The organism is Natronobacterium texcoconense (assembly GCF_900104065.1).
Classification (GTDB): Archaea; Halobacteriota; Halobacteria; order Halobacteriales; family Natrialbaceae; genus Natronobacterium; species Natronobacterium texcoconense.
Genome location: NZ_FNLC01000005.1, coordinates 128,771 through 149,300 on the forward strand (window position 1 = coordinate 128,771; position 20,530 = coordinate 149,300).

Below are 20,530 nucleotides of genomic sequence, written 5' to 3' on the forward strand. Positions count from 1 at the left end.
CCATATTAAACACTATCGGGACCCGCATGCCGTCGTGTGGTTCTTTTTGAGTGATCGCCTCAGTTTCGGGTTCGGCCCGCTCCTGGCAGGCGTTCTCGCGCAATTTCGTCGACGATTTCGATCGCACGGTCTGCCTCCTCGCGACTGATACCACCGCCGTAAACGGCACGTTCGTACCGCTCTAAGACGCGTTCGGTCCGGGGATCGAGACTGTTCTCCGCCGAGAGCACTGCCAGATAACTGCGTGCCGTTTCCTGCGGACGGCGCGGCCGGTACTCGTCCTCGAGCAGGGACTCGAGTCGTCGGAACGCGCGTTCGGCGTCCCGGTCGGGGTCGTCGGTCGGACGCTGCCAGTACCGACCGACCAGTCGGCGGGCCCTGACCGTGGCGTCGACCCGGTGGACGGTTGCGACTAGCCCGACCAGGAGGACGGACGCGATCACGATCATTTCGCGCGTAATCGGGACGGGGCTGGAGATGTCGTCGTCACCGCTCGTTCCCGGCAGTTCGTCGGGACCGGACGGAATGCCGTCGTCGGCTCCGGAATCGGAGTCGTTTACCGACGATTCCGTGCCGTTCGACTCCTCGTCGGCCCCCTCGTTCTCGTCGGGTTCGGGGTCGTCGACACCGTCGTCGCCGTCCTCGTCCTCGGAGTCGCCCGCGTCTCCGGGTTCGACCTGCGGTTCACTCTCGAGGCCGTCCGGATCCATGCTCTCGGTGGCCTCCTCGCGGGCGTCGGCGAGTCGCTCGGAGTGTTCCTCCTCGCGTGGCTGGGGTGGAGTCGGCTCGAACGCGACCCAGCCGTGATCGGGGAAGTAGACCTCGACCCAGGCGTGGGCGTCGGTCCCGCGGACGACGTACTCGTTACCGGTGCGTTCGCCGGCAGTGTACCCCGTGACGTATCTGGCCGGGATACCCTCGGTCCGGAGCATCTGGGTCATCGTCGTCGCGAAGTAGACGCAGTAGCCCTCGTCCATCTCGAGCAGGAACGCTTCGGCGACGTCGCCGTCGGGCTGTTCGACGTCGAGCGAGTAGTCGTTCGACGCGCGGAGATGGGTTTCGATCGCCGTCGCTTTCTCGTACGGCGTCTCCGCTTCCGCGTCGGCGGTAATCTCTGCGGTTCGTTCCTCGAACTCCGAAGAGAGGGTTTCCGGCGTCTGCAGGTAGTTCTCCTCGACTTCGTCGGGGTACTCCGTTCCCGCCGTTTGCATCTCTGCCGGGCTGGGATCGAGGATCGCGCTTTCGACGGAGTAGGTGTCTCCCTCGAGCAACGTCGTCGCGGGCCGGATCTGCCCGTGGGCCGATAGCTCGGTGTAGTCAGTGATGCCACCGTCGACGCCGACGGGCTGGGCGGCGGCAGGCATCACGCCCAGTTCCGTCTCGACGGTGACGGTCTGGTGCACTCGCTCGGCTGACCCGGGTGGTGCCTCGAGTGCCCCGTCCTCGAGGCCGTACGTCTGACCGGTCCGGACCCACTCGTCGCCGGTGTAGCGGTCGTAGACGCCCGTCCGCCAGTACGACGGCCGGTCCGATTCGACGGTAAAGCGGACCTCGGGCGAGAGATCCACCTGTCCGGAGATTCCCGACCGCTCGGAGGCCGAGTCGATCGTCCCCTCGAGCGTCCCGTCGCCTGCGCCACCGGCCGCGGGACTCGCGTTGCCCGTTCCGCCGGGGACGAACGTTACCGACAGCGAGAGCGCGACGATGATCGCGAACAGTACGGCCAGCAGGTCGGTCTGTGCGATCGAGCCGCCGCGTCGCTCGAGGTCGCCGAACGCGACCGTTCCGAGGGCGGCGAGGACGCCGACGAGCGTCACCGTCGTTTCGGCGTCGCCCGTCAGGACGAGAAAGACAAGTGCGAATCCACCGGGCAGAACGCTCAATGCGTAGCGGCCGCGAAGGGCGAGATACCACGAGAGAAAGACCGGCCCCGGCGCGAACCCGAGCGTCCAGATGCCGGCCTCGACCATCCGGAGCAACTCGAGGCCGGTCACGAGCGTGACGGTATCGACGGCCAGCGCCTCGAGCGCGTCGCCGGCCGAGAGAACCGCCTCGACGCCGACGCCGCTTTGCTCGAGGTAGTAACCGAAGCCGGCGGCGGCTGCGACGATCGCGAGCAGTATCGCCGTGCGTGGTCTGATCGCCCGCGCGAGCACCGTCGCCGCCAGGAGCATGCTGCCGACGAGCGCGAGCAACGTCCGTGTCCCGCCGACGACCTGCGTCACGTCCTGCAGGACGCTCACGTACGACGCCGTCAGGACCAGCACGCAGCCGAGCGCGAGAAGCCGAAACGCGTCGGGTCCGACCGTCCCGTCCGTCTCGAGCGAGACGACTCGCGTTCGGCCGGCCTTCTCCCGGCGCAGACCCGAACGCGAGTCCGTGTCGGTGCTCACGACACCACCTCCGTCGCGCCGCTCGCGTCGGACGCGTCGTGCTCGAGGCCGCTCTCGCTCTCCCGGGAGCCAGCGAGCCCCTCGAAGGGAAGCTCTCGTCCGTCGACGACGACTCGCGTTCCCGTCCCGTCCGCGGTCACGAGCACGTCGGCCTCGTCGCGGTCCCGGTCCGAAAGCTCGCCCGACTCGAGGACGGCGATCGTCCGGAGCAGGTCGCGATGGTGGCTCCGTCCCGCTTCGGGCCGGAACGCGTCGTCTTCGGTCCGGAGTCCGACTCGCAGTTCCGACTCGAGGAGGAACGTGACGACGCTCGCGAGTGCCTTCGCGAGGTCGTCGTCGTAGCCGGGCGCACACTCGGCTGCGACGACGGTGGCGTCACGGCCCGCGTCGGTGGCGTACTCCGTCACGAACAGTTCTCCGTCGGGTCGCTTCGCCGCGGACTTCCAGTGAACGTTCCGCAGCGAATCGCCGCGTCGATACTCCCGGAGGCGATCGAACTCCTCGCGCTCGTGTTCGAGATCCGCCCCGCGACCCTGGCTACTCGACGATTCGACGAGCGCCCGAAGTCTGTGGCCGCCACCACCGTGCAGGTCGACGGGGCGCGGATAGACGCACACGGACGTCGTCTCCTCGTACTCGAACCGCCGCTCGACGAGGCCGAACGCATCTCGGACGGTGATCGAAATCGGCCCCACCTCGTGAGCACCACGATCCCCGAGCGTCAGATCGTAGGAGACGGTGTTCGTCCCGGACTCGAGGTTGCTGTCCGCAACCGGTCCGTCCGATTCGTCCTCGGCCAGCGCCAGCCCGTCACCGATCGCCTCGCGGATCGTTGCCGATATCGATCGCTCACACTCCACGTCGATCGTCACGGTCCGTCGCTCGCCGATCGGACCGTCCGCGACGGCGTGGCGCCTGACCGTCGGCCGCTCGAACCGGAAGGTCAAGACGACGCCCGCTACCAGGACGACGGCAAGCGGCGTGACGACCGCGTTCAGCGCCCGCGGACCGTACTGCCAGCTCATCGCGACCGAGAACGCGACGACTGCGAGGGCCGTCCACCCCCTTCGCGTGAGTCTCATGGTGGCTCGACGGGGACGCGCTCGAGGGCGTCGGCGACGATCTCGTCGCCGCTTTTCGTGTTCCGACCAGCAGTTTCGATCCGATGGCTCAACACCACAGGAGCCTCGGTCTGGAGGTCGTCGGGGACGACGTACTCCCGGCCGTCGATCACGGCACGGGCCTGGGCCGCCCGAAGCAACGAGATCGTCGCGCGCGGGCTAGCACCGATGTGGGCGTGATCACGGGTGTAGCCGACCAGCCGGGTCGCGTACTCCCGGACGGGTTCCTCGACGCGAACGTTCGCGACCGTCTCGCGGGCGCGAACGACCGTCTCACGGTCGGTCACCGACTCGAGCGACTCGATCGGGTGGTTGCCGACCGTCCGACCGAGCAGTTCGGCCTCTTCGTCCGGGTCGGGGTAACCGAGTCGGAGTTTCTTCATGAACCGGTCGCGCTCGGCGAAGGGGAGTTCGTAGGTGCGGTCGGGATCGACCGCGTTCTGGGTCGCAATCACGGTGAAGGGATCGGGAAGCGACCGGGTCGTCCCGTCGACCGTCACCTGTTTCTCTTCCATCGCCTCGAGCAGCGCGGACTGGGTCTTCGGTGGCGCGCGGTTGATTTCGTCGCCCAGCAGGATATTGCCGAAGACGGGGCCGGGCTGGAACTCGAACTCTCGGCTCTTCTGGTTGAAGACGTTGACGCCGGTGACGTCGGACGGGAGGAGATCGGGCGTAAACTGGATTCGGCTGAACTGACAGTCGACGGAGGTCGCGATCGAACGCGCGAGCATCGTCTTGCCGACGCCGGGGACGTCGTCGAGCAGGACGTGTCCCCGGCCGAGCAACGCGACGACGACGTGTTCGATCGCGTCGTCGTGGCCGACGATCACGCGGGAGACGTTGTCCGTGACGTCGGTACACAGCGTCGACACTGTCGAGATGGGGAGAGGCTCCGGCTTCGACTGCGAGTCCCGGCTGGTCGATCCGGTCGTTCCGTCGGATACGGGCTCGGGTGCGTCGGTCATGGCTCGAGTCGACACCCTCCGTCTGCCGGACAGTCGGGGTGGCCACTGGATCGGCTGCCCTCTCGAGTGCGGGAGCGGACGGGCTGGCGGCGTCTCATGCGTTGTCTCACCTCGGGCACTCCGAAATATATGTTTTGTGTCAATATAGTTATTACTTGGGCCGAGAAGATCGATTGTGATAGTGAACGAGCGCCAGAAACTCGTCGCTTCCGGTTCCAGCAATCGACGCAGCCATCGCTACCCGGTTAGCGATCGTAAAACGATACCCCTGACTGGAACAGCTTACAGCCGTTCGACGTTCGTCGCGCGCGGGCCCTTCTCGGCCTGCTCGATGTCGAACTCGACTTCCTGACCTTCTTCGAGGTCGGGGCCGCCAACGTCTTCCATGTGGAAGAAAACGTCCTCGTCCGCGTCCTCAGTCTCGATGAAACCGTAGCCGCCAGTGTCGTTGAAGAATGCGACCGTACCTTGCGCCATTGCAGGTCTACAAAACCACGACTGAGATATAAATGTTCGGGGCCACTCGCGGGCACGGGCCGTCCGGCCGGGAGACGCGAAGCAATCGACGATCAGTCGTCGTCGGTTTTCGGATCGGGATCGGCGTCGTTCGAGGCAACCGCACTAGAACTCGGTACGTCGACTTCGTCTTCCTCTCGCAGGAACAGCGACCGCTGAGTTCCGAACGCGAGCGCCATCGAGGCGACGGCGATGAGCGTGATGACGGAGAACGGACCGCCGGTGATGATCGCTGCTGCTTGCAGGGCTTCGACACCGCCCGTAACGATGAGCAACGAAGCGAGCGCACCGATGAGAAAGCCCCAGATAATCCGGTTGACCGTCGATGGCTGGTGTGTCCCGCCCGTCGTGAGCATGCCGAGTGCGAGCGTCGACGAATCCGCAGACGTGATCAGAAAGAGGAGGACGAGCAGGAGAAACAGCGCCGTCAACAGCCCACCGAGCGGGAGCGCCTCGAAGAGCGGGTAGCCTGCACCCGCTTCGTCGTACGTCTGGATCGCAGAGAGCACGTCGGCCCGGCCGTCGTCCTGCAGGTAGATCGCCGTTCCGCCCATCGTCGCGAACCACGGGATCGTAATTCCAGTCGACGCGAGAACGCCCGTTGCAGCGACCTGGCGGACGGTACGTCCGCGCGAAATCCGCGCGATGAACAGCCCGACGAACGGGGTCCAGGAGAACCACCACGCCCAGTAGAAGATCGTCCAGTCCCCGACCCACCCGGAGACGCCACCGGTCCCGGTCTCGGCGGTTCCGGTGTAGAAACTCATCGGGATGAACTGGCTGATGTAGGTGCCCAGCGCTTCGGTTCCGATCGCCGTGATGAAGTTCGTCGGCCCGAGCAGGAAGGTTACGACCGTCAGTAGTCCGAACAGGGACAGGTTAACGTACGATATCCGGCGAATTCCCTTCTGGACCCCGAGCGCGACCGACGCCGTGAACGCGACGGTCATGCCGGTGATGATGAGGATCGTCCCCAGGTCGCCGACCGAGACGCCCATGGTCCACTCGAGACCGACCAGGAATTGGCTCCCGACCAGTCCGAGGGTCGTCGCGACTCCGCCGATCGTCGCGAACACCGCCAGGATGTCGACGGCTTTCGCGACGGGGGTATCGAGATTGTCGATGCCGATCCACGGTGCGAGCACCGTCGAAATTCGCATCGGCGCGTCGTAGCGATACGCACAGTAGGCGATCGGCAAGGCGACGACGACGTACGCTGTCCACGCGGAGACGCCCCAGTGGAAGAACGTGTACTGAATCGCGCCGACGGCTGCCTCGGAGGACTGCGACTGTGCTCCGACGAAAGGAGATACGTCGTCGTAGTGTGACACCGCCTCTGCCGGCCCCCAGAAGACGATACCAGCGGCGATTCCCGCCGAATACAGCATCGCGAAATAGGAGAGAAAGGCGAACTCCGGTTCTTCGTCTTCCTCGCCGAGCTTGATGTTCCCCCAGGGGCCGAAGATCAGGAAGATGACGAACACGACGAGAAAGAACATCACGAGCAGATACCACCAGCCGAACCCGGTCCAGATGACGTCGTTCGCGGCATCCATGTACCCCGCTGCCGTCGCCGGCCTGACGACGAACGCGACTACGGCAGCGACGGCAATCGCGAAGCCGACGCCGAAGACGACGGGATCGAGTTCCTCGAAAAACCCCTCGTCACCGTCCCGGTGATCTGTATCAGTCATCGGATCGTGCGATCGATACCGATCGTCGAACGTAGTCCAGAGGGCCAGCTACCGCCGTCTCTAGACGATCACCACTGGTCGTGACCGGACGAGGGGAGGAGTCTCGAGTCATGCCTGAGACCGTATACCGAGCGCGGGAAAGTGTACTGGGCTTGCACGAGAGAGCACCGTTCGGAGTAGCCGGTTCCAGTAGTACGTGTGGTCCTGCAATCACGCTCTATAGTGACAACTGCAACTAGTTACACACTGATCGCATAGCTGTCGTGCGATCAGGTGTGCATTGACTTGCAGTGGCTACTATAGCGGTTGTCCGATCGGTTTCTGAAGCAGTTTCGGGACCTGGACGGACAGCCATAGCTCACGGGCAAGATAGAACTGGAACGCCAATCCGAACAGCGCCCTACTCGCCGTCGGTCGTTTCTAGAGCCGATTTCTCGTCGATAGTGACTGCAGCCGTCGAGAACTCCTCGAGCAGCGTTTTGAGGCGAACAGACCGGTCGTGCAGGTCGGATGCGCTCTCCGAGACGGTCGAGATCGCTTCCGTCTGTTCGGTCGCGCTCTCGACGATTTCGTCGGCCTCGGTTGCGGTCGTCTCGCTCAGCGACGTCACGTCGTCGGCCATCGCGACCAGTTCTGCGGCGGAGTCGGCGATCGCGTCCGTCGCCTCGTCGATGTCCTGGACGCCGTCGTTAGCCTGCCGGACGTCGCTTTCGATCTCGCGGAACGCGGCGACCGAGTCCTCGATCGTTCCAGTTCCGTCCGCGACGCTCTCGCGCATCCCCTCCATTTCGTCGACGGTCGCTCCTGTGCGGTGCTGGACCGTCTCGATCAGTTCCTCGATCTCGTTCGCAGCGGTCTTGGTCTCGGCGGCGAGGCCCTTGACCTCCTCGGCGACGGTCGCGAACCCGCTGCCGTCACTGCTTCCACTGCCTCCCGCGTGTGCGGCCTCGATCGAGGCGTTCAGCGCGAGAATGCTCGTCTGATCGGCGATGTCCGTCACCGTACCGACGATCTCGTCGATCCGGTCGACCGCTTCCTCGAGCGTCCGCAGTTCCTCGAGCGCACTCTCCGCCCGTCTCTCGATCCGTTCCATCTCGTCGACGACGTCCTCGGCCGCGTCCATCCCCTCGCCGGCGCGCTCGGCTGCCTGCCGCGAGGTGTCGGCGACCGAGTCCGCGGTCGACGCGATCTCCTCGACGGTCGCCGACGTATCCTGAACCTCGCTCGCCATCGCCTCCATACGCTCGTTCTGTCGCTCCGCGACCGCCGTGATCTCCCGAATCGACTCGGTGACGCTGTCACTGCTCACCTCGAGGTCGGCACACTCGCCCTGCACTTCGTCGCTCGTCTCGGCCACCTCGCCCGCGAACGCGGCGATCGTCGCGACCGTTCGCTCGAGGTCCGCCACCATCTCGTTGAACGTCGTGGCGATCTCGGCCATCGGCTCGTTCTCCTCGTCTGGCTCGAGTCGCCGGGTCAGATCGCCGTCGGCACACGCTCCCATCACCTCGCAGTACTCGGCTGCCGTCCGCTCGAGGTGTTCGGTCTGTTCCTGTGCCTCCCTGCGAGCTTGCTCTGCCTGTTCTTTCGCTCGCTCGGCCTCCTGACGGGCGTCGTCGGCCTTCGTCTTCGCTCGCTCGGCTCGCTCGCGCTCCCGTTCGGACTCCTCGAGTTGCGTCACCAGCGAGTCACGCATATCGTCGATCGCCCCGTAAAGCTGGCCGATCTCGTCGGTGCGAGCGGTCTCGAGGTCGACGTCGTACTCGCCGTCGCGGATCGTGCCCGCCTGTCGCGAGAGCCGTCGAATCGACGTCGCGGTGTTTCGACCCACGACGACGCCGAAGACGCCGATCAGCGCGACCCCGGCGACCGTGATCAGGTAGCCGAACTGGTTGACCGTGTCGACGAACCCGAGGGCGTCGGCCCGACTCGTGTGGACGAGAACGGTCCAGTCGTCGTCGGTCGTGTGGTAGCCGACGACGTATCCGTCCGGCCTGAAATCGTACGGTGACTCCTGGAGACTTTCACTCGGCTGGCCGTCGATCGTCGTTGCGCCCGGTCCGCTCGAGTGCGCCTGGCTCTGGAGCGATTCGTACCCCTCGTACTCCTGCAGGAAACTTGCCGATGTCTCGTCGTCGTCGTATCCCAGTTGTCGGTCGTCGAAGACGATCCTGCCGTCGTCGTCGAGTATCGTGACGACCGTTTCGTCGCCGGTGTAGTCGACCAGCCGTTCCGACAGCACGAAGGTGTAGACGAGTGCCCGATCGTCGCCGACGCCGACGTAGTATGAGACGACGGGATGTTCGTCCGCGGCCAGACCGAGCGCGTCGGGCATCGCGTACGGCTCCGTTCGCTGGATCTCGTGTTCCGAAAGGTCGTTCTCGAGGTCGGTGGGGAACTCCATCTCCTCGAGCGTCTCGTGGTCGGCGTCGGCACCGGCCAGGACGTCCCCGGTTTCGGTGTCCACGTAGAGTGCGTGCATTCGCTCCTCGGGGAGGTCGTAGTAGATCTCCTGAAGGTACGTCTCTATCTCCTCGTTCGTCCCCGACTGGACGACCGGCGCGCCGGCCGATGCGACGACGAAGTTCTCGTTTCGGTCGTTCCAGTCGTCGAACGCCACTGCCTCGCGGACCGCAGCGTCCTCCTGGTCCTCGAGCGCGGACGCGGCGACGCTGTCGGTGATCGCCTCGGTCGCGACGAATCCGAGCCCACCGATCGACAGCCCCAGCAGGAGCAAGACGATACCGAACTTCAGCGCGTATCGTTGCCTGACGACCGATGGTATCAGCCGACGGACGGTCGTACCCAGATCTATCGCGCCCCTCATTTGAATTATTAGTGAAATATTACATCAAACGTATGTAGATTGTGGCCAGCCGGATCGCTCGAGGAGGAAGCCCGGACAGACGGGTTAAAAGTACCGACGGCAGTCACCGGCGAACACAGAACGACGCGTCACCACTCCTTGCAGTCAGGACAGACGAACGCGTCCTCGTCTCTCCAGACGCGCTCGCTGTCGTCACCACACCGCTCGCACTCGTGATCGCCCCACGCGTACGTCGATAGCGCGGACCCGCTGACGTCGTCGCCCTCCGGCGATTCAGTCTCCGGTTCCGATCCGACGGCCTCGTCGTCCGTGTCAGAATCGGTCTCCGCCGTAAACTCAGAGAGGCTCGCGTCGTCGGTCACGGCAACCGATACGGCCGGCCGGGGCTTAGTCGCACCGACTCGAGCCTCGGACGACCACCCCCACTTCCCGTCTGGGACGGACCGGCACGGCCAAGTACCACCACTGACAACCTCCACGCATGGAACCCACGCCACTGAACGTAATCGTGGACAACATCGTCGAGATGAACGAACTATTCACCGACGTCGCAACCGGCGACGGACTCGCAGGACTGCTGGTCCTGCTCGGAACCCTGCTGGTCGTCTTCTCGCTTGCCGTCTTCGGATTCCTGACGCTCGGTGCTGTCGGTAGTCTCTTCTCCTCAAATTCCAGTTGAATTCGTTCTCGTCCCCGCTCAGCTAGTACCGTTCCAAGCGTCAACTGAGGGGTCGAATCGAACCACACCGCTGAATTCGACCCATCAGTTCAGGCTTGGACCGCCACTAGTCGCCTGCTCGAGCGCGTCGCTCGCCCGTTCGATCGCATCCTCCAGGTCCGGACCCAGCGGCGACCCCACCACGATCCCGTCGACGTGCTCGAGCGCCGCTTCGAACTGCTCGGCGACCGTCTCCGTCGTCCCGGCGATACAGAACGCATCGACCATCTCCGGCGTGACGTGGCCGAACGCCTCGGGGAGGTCGCCAGCCTCGAGCGCCTCGCTGACCGCTGCTGCCGCCTCGCGATCGATATCGTGACGCTCGAGCACTGGATCGGCTGCGCCGCCGACGATGAAGGCCACCGGCGGGCGCGCGGCTTCGCGGGCCTCGTCTTCCTCTGCGGCGACGCTGACGCTCGCGAACGCGAGCGACTCGAACTCGCCGTAGTCGTCGGGTCGTTCTTCGAGTCCCTGCTCGATCTGTCCCGCCGCCCACTCGAGGTCACGCGGGTGGGCGGCGTTGATCAGGACGCCGTCGGCGTGCTTGCCACTCATCCGGAGCATGTGTGGTCCCTGTGCGCCGACGTAGACCGGAATCTCGTCCGATGTGGGCTCGAGGTTCAACGAGGCGTCCCGGGCAGTGAAGGTGCCGTCGTGGGTGACGGTCTCGCCGTCCCACAGATCACGGGCGACGTCGAACGTCTCGAGGACGCGTCGCAGCGGCCGGTCGTGCTCGACGCCGAGGTTCGCGAGCGAGGATCGGTCGCCTGGCCCGACGCCGAAGACGGCGCGGCCGTCGCTGACCTCGTCGATCGTCGCCGTCTGTGCGGCCAGCCGTACCGGATGGGTCTCGTAGGGGTTGACGATCCCCGGCCCCAGTCGGATCTCCTCCGTCGCCTCCGCCATCCGCGAGCAGACGACGAAGGGGTCGCGGTTGAAGTAGTGGCTGCTCGTGAAGGCCACGTCGAACCCCTCGTCCTCCGCGAGTGTCGCGAGGGACGCCATCCGGTCGGGCGAGTGTTCGGGCGTCAGTTCGATACCCCAGGTCGGTTCGTCGGTGTTGCGTGTCATTGGTCGAACTCCCACTCTCGCAGTGCCTTTCGGACGAGGTCGTCCTCGACCGATCTGAACAGTTCGTCGCTGCCCTCTAAGTCGCCAAAGTCCCAGTCACGAACGACGACCGCGGGCGTGCCGTCGGCTCCCTCGCCGGTGACGAGATTCGCTGCCGCCGCGAGTTCGTCGACCACCGACTGGACGGTGACGCCGAGTTCCCGGCCATCGCGGTCGCGTTCGCCGCGCCAGTCACGGCTCGCGGGCATCCCCGCCCAGCCGATCGCGACGCCGCGTTGTCCGTGTCGGAACGGCCGACCACAGGTGTCGGTGACGACGACGGCGACGTCCGACAATCCGAGGTCCTCGAGTCCTCGCCGAATTCGCTCGGCGCTCTCGCCCGGTCGTTCGGGCAACAACAGCAAGTCGTGATCGGGCACGTTCGACCGATCGATCCCCGCGTTGACCGTAATGTGGCCGAAACGCGTCTCCGTCAGCAGGAAGGGAGCCTCGATCAACAGCTCAGTACTCTCCTCCAAGACCGCCTGTGCGAACCGCGGGTCCTTCTCCTCGCCCGCGACGTCCTCGATCCGGTCGGCTATCTCCTGGGCGCGGCCGCTGACGGGATAGTCCTCGAGGTCGGCCGTCCGTCCCTCCGCCTTCGAGACGACCGTACTCGCGACGGTGAGCACGTCCGCCGACTCGAGGTCGTCCCCGGCCCGATCCGCGATCAATTCGGCGAGGTCGTCGCCGGGACGGATCTCGGGCAGGTCCGTCACTGGCGTCAGTTCCATACCGGAGGGTTGGGGAGCGGCGTCAAAAGCGCACCGTCACCGGAGAATAGGAACAATAGTGAGACGACTCGGCCCAAACAGGAAAACAGCCATACATCACAAACACGTATATCGACGCATGCCGATCGATATCGAAACGTTCGAGCGGGAATCCGAGTTCGACTCTGAGCGGACGAACGCGGAGCGGATTCTCTCTTTTCTTCTCACGAACGACGACAAGGCGTTTCGTCGGCAGGAGATCGCCGATGCGACGGATATCGATCCGAATGCCGTCAGTGCAGTGTTGAGTCGGTTGAAGGAGCGAAATCTCGTCCGACACAAGCCACCGTACTGGGCGGTCGGCGATCGGGAGCGCATCCGAAGAGCAGTCGATTTCAGTCTGAGTCTCGAGACGCTGAACGAGCGACTCGGTACCGAGGATATGGACGAATGGCGCGACGCCGCTGCTGACGGGCCGCATCCAAACGAACGAGAGCACGAATGAAGTACGAACGCGGAGACGTCGTCGAAGTCGGCGATCCGTTCGACGAGGAAAAGCCCAGTCGCCCGTTCGTCATCTGCAACACCGAAGAACATCCGTTCGACGGCGAGCAATACGTCGCGGTGACGCTCACGACCAGAACGTGGTACGACGAGACGATCTCGGTCACCGAAGACGACTTTATCGACGGCGAATTGCCAAAGCGGAGTTTCCTCGTTCCCTGGGGTGTCGTATCGCTGAACCACGACGAAATTCTCGAGTGGTTCGGCCGAATCGAAGACGCTCGCGTAGACGAAGCGGTCGATCGACTCGTCGAATATTTGCGAGAGTAATCGCTGGCTGGAAACAGCCGTGCTGCTACCGAGGACTGGGACCTATAGGTCGTACGATCGGTGAAACGAACTATTCGTCGGCAAGTCGCTCCAAAGAGTCCGCGATCCGCTCGAGCGCCCGAACGATTCGCCCGATGACGTACAGCGCGACGATGAGGAGACAGCCGGCGAGGATGAACTCCGGCCGAACCGCCCAGAACAGTGCCAGGACGACGAACGCGACGATCACGCCGAGCAGATAGCCGTATTCCGTGAGTCGATGCCGGTCGCGGACGGAGGGTTCGCTGGTTGCCATACGAACTGTTGGACTTTCTCTCTGACTAATATTTTTGGTCCGGGGTTTCTATACTGTAGTTCACGTCTCAAATGTCGCCCTCGTCACGATCCGACCGTTCCCGTCGTCCACTGGGAGCGTCGATTCTGAGTCTCTGGCTCGTACTCGGTAGCGTCGTCAGTATTCCTACTGTCTGGACGCTTTCTACGATACTTCTCCAGCACGACGCGCCTTCTGCAGTAGAACGGGTGGTTTTCACCTCTCTCGTCCTGTCGCTCTCGCTGATTGTTCTCGGCCTTCTCACTGCGGTCTGGTTGTGGCGAGGGGAGACACGCGTTCGCTACGTCTGGCCCGTGTTCTTCGCGGTGTATTTCGTAGATATTGCGTTTCTCGCGCTAGTCGACGCAGCGGGACCGTCCTCGTTACAGCAGGAGATGACGTATCGTCTCGGGCCCGATCTCGTCCTTCCTGGTGTCCTTGGCGTCGTTGCACTCGTCTACGTGTATCGACTGGACGTCGAGTACGGTGTCAGCGAAACCGAAGAATCGGAGGCAGACAACCCCGTCCTTCCGTCCTGGATGACACGGTAATCTTAGCGACTCCAGACGCCCGCTACAGTACACAGCCGATTCATCGGCTACGGTGTAGCTCCGGTCCGTCCCTCGAGCAGGGCGTCGACACCGCGAAACACGACGAGATACGAGTACCAAACGCCGTAGAGTCCAATGGCAGTCATCGCTGGGATCCGTAGGAGGCCAAACAGGTTCCACGCCAGTAGTATTCCGTAGCCGGTGAAGACGGTGATAAGGAGACTTCTGGTGAATACCCAGGACGCGATCTTTCGTGGGGACTGCGTGGGCTCGGGTTCGAAGGCGTTCACTGCTGGCTATTACGAGAAAAAGCCGAAAGTTAAATTTACTGACTCGTAAACAGCGCGCCCGGCCTGTCGACCTCGAGGTCGGTCACTCGAGCGACGTCCCACAGCGTCGCGCCGTTGCTCGTCACCACGGGGACTCCGAGGTCGGACTCGAGTTCCTCGACTGCGGCGAGCGACCGGTAGTTCGTACAGGAGACGAAGACGGCGTCGACGTCCTCGGCGTCGACTCCCTCGCGAACCTGTTCCGCCGCGTCCTCTGGGGTCAGTGCGCCAATTTCGACGTTCGCCTCGATGCCGCGCCCGTCGATGCTCGCGACCTCGAATCCCGACTCCTCGAGAAAGTCGCGTTCCTTCTCGTCGAGGTCGGCCGTGTACGGCGTTCGGACGGCGACTCGGTCGACGTCGAGGCTCTCGAGTGCGCGGACGACCGAGCGGGCGGTCGCGACAGCGGGCGCGTCGGCGACTTCTTCGATCTCTTCCTCGAGTTCGGCGTCGAAGCCGGGGCCGTGAAGCAGGCTTCCGGTGGTGCAGGCGTAGGCGACGGCGTCGACGTCGGCGTGACCGAGCAGTTCGGCAGCGCGCCGGACGTCGTCGCTCATCGCGTCGAGCGCGTCGACGGTGACCGACTCGAGGGACATCCGCGCGCCGTGGACAGTCACCGAGTCGGGTAGCGCCGCCCGGAACTCGGGTTCGGCGGTCGTGTTCGACGACGGGACGATCAGTCCCAGTCGGGTGCTCGGGTCTGTCGCTGGCATACTGGTACTCAGTCCTCCACGTCAGTACGTTTTCCGGCGCGCTGGTCGTCCTCGAGTGCGTCCTCGTCGGGGTCGCCGTGTCCGCCGCCGCCGGGCGTCCGGACCGTCACGGTCGTCCCGGCCTCGACGTCGACGGTCGTCTTCGCGGGCACCGACTCGCCGTCGATCAGGTTCTCGCCGGTCGCGCCATCTTCACCGCCGGCGACGCCTTTCGGCGCGTGGCGACGACGTTCGGTCAGCAGCGAAACGGTCGCGTCCTTCTCGACGGTGACGGTGCGCTCGAGGCCGAGGCCCCCGCGATACCGGCCGCGACCACCGCTGTTCTCGCGGAGCGCGTACCGATTTACGCGAAGCGGGTACTCGGTCTCGATCGACTCGACGGGCGTGTTCAGCGTGTTTGTCATTCCGACCTGGACGCCGTCCATCCCGTCGCGGCCCGCTCGAGCGCCGAAGCCACCGCCGATCGTCTCGTAGTAGGTAAAGGAGCCGTCGCGCGCACCGATGGTCAGGTTGTTCATCGTCCCCTGGCCCTGGGCCGGCACGCGGTCGGGCGCGGCCTTCGCGAGTGCGGTGAAGACGACGTCGGTGACGCGCTGGCTGGTCTCGACGTTGCCGCCGACGACGGCCGCCGGTGGCTCGGGGTTGAGCAACGTCCCCTCGGGTGCGTGGACGCTGACCGGCTCGTAGCAGCCGTGGTTCGGCGGGATCTCGGGGTCGGTCACGCAACGGACGACGAAGTAGACCGCGCTCTTTGCGACCGCGACTGGCGCGTTGAGGTTGCCCGCGAGCTGGTCGTCGGTGCCCGAGAAGTCGACGTCGATCGTCTCGCCGTCGACGGTGACCGTCACAGCGATTTCGACATCTTCGTCCGTGACGCCGTCGCCCTCGAGGACGTCGGTCGCCTCGTACGTGCCGTCGGGCAGTTCAGCGATCTCGTCGACGATCCGGTCGTGGGAGTAGTCGATCACGGCGTCGAACGCCTCGAGAACCGTCTCGCGGCCGTGTTCGGCGAACAGCGACTCGAGCCGTTCCGCCGCGCGTTCGTTCGCGGCGAGCTGTGCTCGCAGGTCCGCGCGTCGTTCGCGGGGGTTGCGGACGTTCGCGAGGATAAGCGAGTGGACGTCCTCGCGGAGTTCGCCACCCTCGACGAGTCGCGTCGGGGGTAGTCGCAGTCCCTCCTGGTAGATCTCCTGTGCGCCGGCGGGCATGCTTCCGGGGGTCATCCCGCCGACGTCGGCATGGTGGGCGCGAGAGACGGCGTAACCGACGATCTCGTCGTCAGTCTCTTCGTCGCCGTCGCCCGCACTCGAGGGTGCCGCCGAAAGCGTCGACACCATCGTCACGTCGGGCAGGTGCGTTCCGCCGGTAAACGGATCGTTGAGCACGAACACGTCGCCCGGCTGGGGGTCGAGGTCGCGGACGGCGTCGACGGCCGCCGGCATCGCTCCGAGGTGGACCGGGATGTGTTCGGCCTGTGCGATCATCCGGCCTCCAGCGTCGAACAGTGCTGTCGAGCAGTCCCGACGTTCCTTGATGTTCGGCGAGTACGCGCCGCGGATCAGGGTCTGGCCCATCTCCTCGGCGATGCTCTCGAGTTGATTTCGTAGCACTTCCAGCGTTACCGGGTCGATTGTGGTGTCCGTCATTGGTTTCCCCCCTCTCGCGTCATCACGAGAGTTCCATCGTGTTCGATCTCGCCCGCCCACGTCGGGGGGACGACAGTTGTACTCTCGGCCTGCTCGAGGATCGCCGGCCCCGAAATCGCCACGCCCGGCGAGAGCCGATCGCGGTCGTAGACGGTCGTCTCCCGCGGCCCGGTGCCGGGGAAGTACGCCTCGCGCGTGCCGACGAGTGCGTCGCCCTCGCCGTCGTGGCGGACGGTCGGTTCGGTACCAGAGATCGTCGCCGTCGCGCGCAGGTTGACGACCTCGATCGCCTCGTCCATCGCGTAGCCGTAGGCCCGTTCGTGAGCGTTGTGGAATCGCTCGGCAACCGCCGCCGCGTCGAACTCCTCGTCGACGGGGACGGTCAGTTCGAAGCTCTGGCCGGCGTACCGACAGTCCGCGGCGCGTTCGACCTGCGCCGCGTCGGGGTCGGACGCGTCGGCGAGCACGTCCGCGACGAGGTCGTCGTAGACGTCCTCGAGTGCTGCCGGTGTTGCCTCTTCGAGTCCGACGCCCACGGTACGGACGGCGTCGTAGCTCTCGTCGGCAGCGAGCAGTCCGAATGCCGAGAGGACGCCGCCCGGCCGTGGGACGACCACGCGGTCGACCTCGAGCGCGTCGGCCAGCGCCGCGGCGTGCATCGGGCCCGCGCCGCCGAACGCGACCAGCGCGAACTCGCGGGGGTCGTGGCCGCGTTCGACGGTCACCGAGCGGATCGTCCGGGTCATCGTCGCGTTCGCGACCCGGTAGACGCCCTGGGCGGCCTCGAGCGCGCTCTCGAGGCCGGCCTCGTCCGCCAGGTCCTCGAGAACGTCCTGAGCCGCCTCGACGTCCAGGGTCATCTCGCCGCCGAGCGCAGTCTCGGGGCCGATGTAGCCCAGCACGACGTTGGCGTCGGTGACGGTAGGTAACGTGCCGCCTTTGCCGTAACAGGCGGGGCCCGGTTCGGCACCCGAGGACTGGGGGCCGACCCGGAGCGCGCCGCCGGCGTCGACCCAGGCGATCGAGCCGCCGCCCGCACCGACGGTGTTGACGTCGACCATCGGCGTCCGGATCGGCAGGCCGGCGATTTCGGCGTCGGTGGTTCGTTCAGCCTGGCCGTCGCGGACGAGGCTCACGTCGCTCGAGGTGCCGCCCATGTCGAAGGTAACGAGCCCCTCAACAGCGTCGTCGGAGACGGTCGCGGCCGCGCCGACGACGCCGGCCGCGGGGCCGGACATCGTCGTCGTAACGGCGTGTTCGCGGACCGTCTCGGGGTCGGCGATGCCGCCGTTGGCCTGCATGATCCGTGGAGCCGGAATCCCCGCGTCCTCGGACTCGTCGACGAGTCGCCCGACGTAGCTGTCGATCGCCGGCCGAACGTAGGCGTCGACGGCCGTCGTCGACGTGCGCTCGAACTCGCGAAACTCCGCGAGCACCTCGTGGGACGCCGAAACTGGAACCTCGAGTTCCTCGCGCAGCGTCTCCGCGACGACGCGTTCGTTCTCGGTGTCCGCGTAGGCGTGCAGCAGACAGATGGCGACGGCCTCGACGTCGCGTTCCTCGATCGATTCTGCCAGATCGCGGATCTCGTCGGGATCGACCTCGGACTCGATTCCGTCGTCGGTCGTCCGCTCGTCCACCTCGAACCGGAGTTCGCGCGGGACGAGCGGATCGGGTTTCTCTGCCTCGAGGTCGTACAGATCGGGGCGGTCCTGTCGTCCGATCTCGAGGACGTCCCGGAACCCCTCCGTCGTTACGAGCGCAGTTCTCGCGCCGCCGCGCTCTAAGAGGGCGTTGACCGAGACCGTCATCGCGTGGGCGAAGTCGTCGATCTCGCCGGGATCGATATCGGCGCGCTCGCAGGCCTTGTCGATCCCCTCGAGGACGCCGACGCTCTGGTCGTCGGTGGTCGGCACCTTCGCGGTGACGAGTCGGTCGTCGACCGAGAGGGCGACGTCGGTGAAGGTGCCGCCGACGTCGACGCCGATTCGGGTGTCGTCGGTCGTGTCGTTCGAGTTCATTCGGTGGTCGTGTGATACTACGGGTTCGTCGTTTGTGTCAGTCTCGTTCATCTGCTGGAGGTCGGTGTGGTTGCCGGCGAAAAGACGCCGGGCGGTGCCAGGACGGTCGGTACGTCACCGATTATCGCCCTACACTGGCAACAGGGCGATCAGCGCATCCAGATTGTCGAGGAGCGTCTGCAGTCCGATTACGACGACGACGATCGTGACGATACCGCCGAGCACGTTCTGGAGCGTGGTGTTCGTGTACTCGCCGAGCAGGTCGTCGTTGTTCATCGCGTAGATGAGGAACACGGCGAGGATCGGCAACAGGAGCCCGTTGAAGACCTGCGCGAGCACGATGACTTCCACGGGATCGTAGCCGAGGCCGGAAAAGACGACGCCGACGCCGAGGATCGTCACCCAGATCGCGCGGAACTTCGTCGAGGTGAGGTCGCGTTCCCAGCCGAGCGCGCCGGCGGTCGCGTACGCACCGGCGAGTGGTGCGCTCATCGCGCTCGTGAAGCCGGCCGCGAAGAGCCCGATTGCGAAGAACGTCAGCGCGTAGCCGCCCAGTACGGGTTCTAGCTGGTCGGCCATCGCGCCGACGTCCTCGATCGACGTCCCTTCGGGGAAGACGGCCGCGGCCGTGACGACGATCGCCGTCGTGATGAGTCCGCCGACGACGATCATGCCGACTGTGTCGATACGACACTCCGTGAGGTCGTCGGCGTCGTCCCACCGCTCCTGGACAGTACTGGCGTGCAGGAACAGGTTGTAGCCGACGACGGTCGTTCCGACGAGGCCGACGATGAGGTAGGCCGATCCCTCGGGGATCGTCGGGACGAGACCGAGCGAGAACGCGGTGACGTCTGGCTGGACAACGATCGCGTTCACGACGAACGCGAGTCCCATAATCACGACGAGGCCGATGAAGACCCGTTCGATCAGTTTGTAGTTGCCCGACCAGAGTAACACGCCGGCGACGAGACCGATCAGCGGCCCCCAGATGTTCTCGCTGATGCCGGTGATCGTCGCGAGACCCGCGGCCCCGCCGACGATGTTACCGGTCTGGAACGCGGCCGTGCCGACGCCGATCGCTCCCACGACCAGCAGGACAGATCCCCACTTCGCGATCGGGTTCGAGAACTCGTTTCGAAGCGCTTCGCCCAGTCCCTCCCGCGTGATCAGGCCGAGTCGCGCACTCATCTCTTGCAGAACGATCGTCGCCAGGATCGAGAACGCGATCGTCCACACGAGCAGGTACGCGTACTCTGCCCCGATTACACTTGCAGTCGTGACGGTTCCCGGTCCGACGAACGCCGCGGCGACGAGTGCCCCCGGACCGATTGCCTTCAGTCTGTCTATCACACCCATGTTACGGTCTCACACTTCTCCACAGATACAATAAAAATATTGTTAAGAAGCGTAGGTGTATTCACCTATTTCACTGCCTTCTGAACATACGGATTATGAATTCGTATGAATCTGTATGAACTTCTCTAGATGAGTCACGAGTCGATCAATCGTCTGTCCGTTCGGTAACGATCACTTTCGAGACGCCCTGATCGATCTCGATTTCAGCCGGCAGGTCGACGGTGCTCCGTTCGATAAAGCGCGTCATGAACCACCGGATCGGTTCCGAAGGAAAGACCACGTGATAGACGCCGTCGCCTTCGCAGCGCACCTCGAGAAAACCACAGAAGGATAGCCACTCGAGTATCTCGCCGACCTCGTCGAACCGTTCGGCGTACTCGCGTGCGTGGTAGTCCGAAACGCGATCGGCCGCCGCGACGAACTCGGGGTCGGGATCGCCGCCTGCGTAGCAGTGCTCGAGAAACGCGTGCAGAAAGTCGATATCCAGTAAGACGTGCTCCCCCGAGGAAAGCATCTTGTAGTACTGTTCTAAGTTCTCGCTCGGTTTCCCGCTTGCCGCCTCGAGGTTCGCCGCGTAGAAGGTCAGTGCACGCCGCACGACTTCGCTTTGTCCCTCCCCCGTCTCGGCGAGTAGCGTCTCGAGTGCCGTCGCCGAGTCATCGTCAAGTGATACCGTGACACGTCTGGTCATGGCCCCGACGATGAACCCG

Annotated in this window: 20 protein-coding genes; 4 read left to right on the plus strand and 16 right to left on the minus strand. The window is 64.9% G+C overall.

Translation table 11 applies throughout. The features are described 5' to 3' along the window. Positions 1-59 precede the first annotated feature (59 nt). The 7 genes from BLR35_RS17920 to BLR35_RS17950 form a co-directional block, all read right to left on the minus strand. Positions 60-2,393, minus strand: coding sequence for a transglutaminase TgpA family protein (locus BLR35_RS17920; RefSeq protein ID WP_090385100.1), 2,334 nt, complete (start codon positions 2,391-2,393; stop codon positions 60-62). Beyond that, positions 2,390-3,475, minus strand: coding sequence for a DUF58 domain-containing protein (locus BLR35_RS17925; RefSeq protein WP_090385104.1), 1,086 nt, complete (start codon positions 3,473-3,475; stop codon positions 2,390-2,392). The genes BLR35_RS17920 and BLR35_RS17925 overlap by 4 nt, the downstream gene beginning before the upstream one ends. Beyond that, entirely contained in the window at positions 3,472-4,479 is a 1,008-nt protein-coding gene (locus tag BLR35_RS17930; RefSeq protein WP_090385105.1) for an AAA family ATPase, read from the minus strand. The genes BLR35_RS17925 and BLR35_RS17930 overlap by 4 nt, the downstream gene beginning before the upstream one ends. Before the next feature lie 282 nt (positions 4,480-4,761). Beyond that, the gene (locus BLR35_RS17935; protein ID WP_090385108.1) at positions 4,762-4,956 is read right to left on the minus strand and encodes a cold-shock protein; all 195 of its coding nucleotides are present in this window, start codon (positions 4,954-4,956) and stop codon (positions 4,762-4,764) included. A gap of 92 nt (positions 4,957-5,048) precedes the next feature. After that, a complete protein-coding gene (locus tag BLR35_RS17940; protein WP_090385110.1) occupies positions 5,049-6,689 on the minus strand; it encodes a BCCT family transporter in 1,641 nt (546 codons plus the stop codon). Between the two features lie 400 nt (positions 6,690-7,089). Continuing rightward, complete coding sequence (locus tag BLR35_RS17945) at positions 7,090-9,516, minus strand: methyl-accepting chemotaxis protein (protein ID WP_090385111.1); 2,427 nt, start codon at positions 9,514-9,516, stop codon at positions 7,090-7,092. 128 nt (positions 9,517-9,644) lie between these two features. Next, positions 9,645-9,878, minus strand: coding sequence for a DUF7573 domain-containing protein (locus BLR35_RS17950; RefSeq protein WP_090385114.1), 234 nt, complete (start codon positions 9,876-9,878; stop codon positions 9,645-9,647). A gap of 119 nt (positions 9,879-9,997) precedes the next feature. On the opposite strand from BLR35_RS17950, the gene BLR35_RS17955 reads away from it, so the two are divergent. Beyond that, entirely contained in the window at positions 9,998-10,195 is a 198-nt protein-coding gene (locus BLR35_RS17955; RefSeq protein ID WP_090385118.1) for a DUF8024 family protein, read from the plus strand. Between the two features lie 84 nt (positions 10,196-10,279). On the opposite strand, the gene BLR35_RS17960 is transcribed toward BLR35_RS17955, so the two are convergent. Beyond that, positions 10,280-11,305, minus strand: coding sequence for a 5,10-methylenetetrahydromethanopterin reductase (locus BLR35_RS17960; RefSeq protein WP_090385119.1), 1,026 nt, complete (start codon positions 11,303-11,305; stop codon positions 10,280-10,282). Further along, positions 11,302-12,078, minus strand: coding sequence for a coenzyme F420-0:L-glutamate ligase (locus BLR35_RS17965; protein WP_090385122.1), 777 nt, complete (start codon positions 12,076-12,078; stop codon positions 11,302-11,304). Before BLR35_RS17965 ends, BLR35_RS17960 begins: the two co-directional genes overlap by 4 nt. A 118-nt stretch (positions 12,079-12,196) precedes the next feature. Between BLR35_RS17965 and BLR35_RS17970 the strand changes: the two genes are divergently transcribed. Together BLR35_RS17970 and BLR35_RS17975 are read left to right on the plus strand one after the other, a co-directional pair. Then, positions 12,197-12,562 (plus strand): MarR family transcriptional regulator, encoded by a 366-nt coding sequence (locus BLR35_RS17970; protein WP_090385125.1) that lies wholly within the window; start codon positions 12,197-12,199, stop codon positions 12,560-12,562. Next, the gene (locus BLR35_RS17975) at positions 12,559-12,891 is read left to right on the plus strand and encodes a growth inhibitor (RefSeq protein ID WP_090385127.1); all 333 of its coding nucleotides are present in this window, start codon (positions 12,559-12,561) and stop codon (positions 12,889-12,891) included. The genes BLR35_RS17970 and BLR35_RS17975 overlap by 4 nt, the downstream gene beginning before the upstream one ends. 70 nt (positions 12,892-12,961) lie before the next feature. On the opposite strand, the gene BLR35_RS17980 is transcribed toward BLR35_RS17975, so the two are convergent. Further along, positions 12,962-13,186: a DUF8066 domain-containing protein gene (locus BLR35_RS17980; RefSeq protein ID WP_090385131.1), complete on the minus strand. Its 225-nt coding sequence runs from the start codon at positions 13,184-13,186 to the stop codon at positions 12,962-12,964. Positions 13,187-13,413: 227 nt separating this feature from the next. On the opposite strand from BLR35_RS17980, the gene BLR35_RS17985 reads away from it, so the two are divergent. Continuing rightward, positions 13,414-13,755 carry a hypothetical protein gene (locus BLR35_RS17985; RefSeq protein ID WP_090385134.1) on the plus strand — a complete coding sequence of 114 codons (342 nt, stop codon included), beginning with the start codon at positions 13,414-13,416 and terminating at the stop codon, positions 13,753-13,755. A 47-nt stretch (positions 13,756-13,802) separates the two neighbouring features. Here the strand turns inward: BLR35_RS17985 and BLR35_RS17990 are convergent, their stop codons facing one another. The 6 genes from BLR35_RS17990 to BLR35_RS18015 form a co-directional block, all read right to left on the minus strand. Beyond that, a complete protein-coding gene (locus BLR35_RS17990; protein WP_090385137.1) occupies positions 13,803-14,045 on the minus strand; it encodes a hypothetical protein in 243 nt (80 codons plus the stop codon). A 35-nt stretch (positions 14,046-14,080) separates the two neighbouring features. Beyond that, positions 14,081-14,797 carry a maleate cis-trans isomerase family protein gene (locus tag BLR35_RS17995; RefSeq protein WP_090385139.1) on the minus strand — a complete coding sequence of 239 codons (717 nt, stop codon included), beginning with the start codon at positions 14,795-14,797 and terminating at the stop codon, positions 14,081-14,083. A gap of 8 nt (positions 14,798-14,805) precedes the next feature. Continuing rightward, positions 14,806-16,443 (minus strand): hydantoinase B/oxoprolinase family protein, encoded by a 1,638-nt coding sequence (locus BLR35_RS18000; RefSeq protein WP_090385141.1) that lies wholly within the window; start codon positions 16,441-16,443, stop codon positions 14,806-14,808. Beyond that, entirely contained in the window at positions 16,440-18,464 is a 2,025-nt protein-coding gene (locus tag BLR35_RS18005; protein ID WP_244510280.1) for a hydantoinase/oxoprolinase family protein, read from the minus strand. Before BLR35_RS18005 ends, BLR35_RS18000 begins: the two co-directional genes overlap by 4 nt. A gap of 129 nt (positions 18,465-18,593) precedes the next feature. After that, positions 18,594-19,820 (minus strand): Nramp family divalent metal transporter, encoded by a 1,227-nt coding sequence (locus BLR35_RS18010; protein WP_090385146.1) that lies wholly within the window; start codon positions 19,818-19,820, stop codon positions 18,594-18,596. A 145-nt stretch (positions 19,821-19,965) separates the two neighbouring features. Beyond that, positions 19,966-20,511 carry a ribbon-helix-helix protein, CopG family gene (locus tag BLR35_RS18015; RefSeq protein ID WP_090385314.1) on the minus strand — a complete coding sequence of 182 codons (546 nt, stop codon included), beginning with the start codon at positions 20,509-20,511 and terminating at the stop codon, positions 19,966-19,968. Positions 20,512-20,530 lie beyond the last annotated feature (19 nt).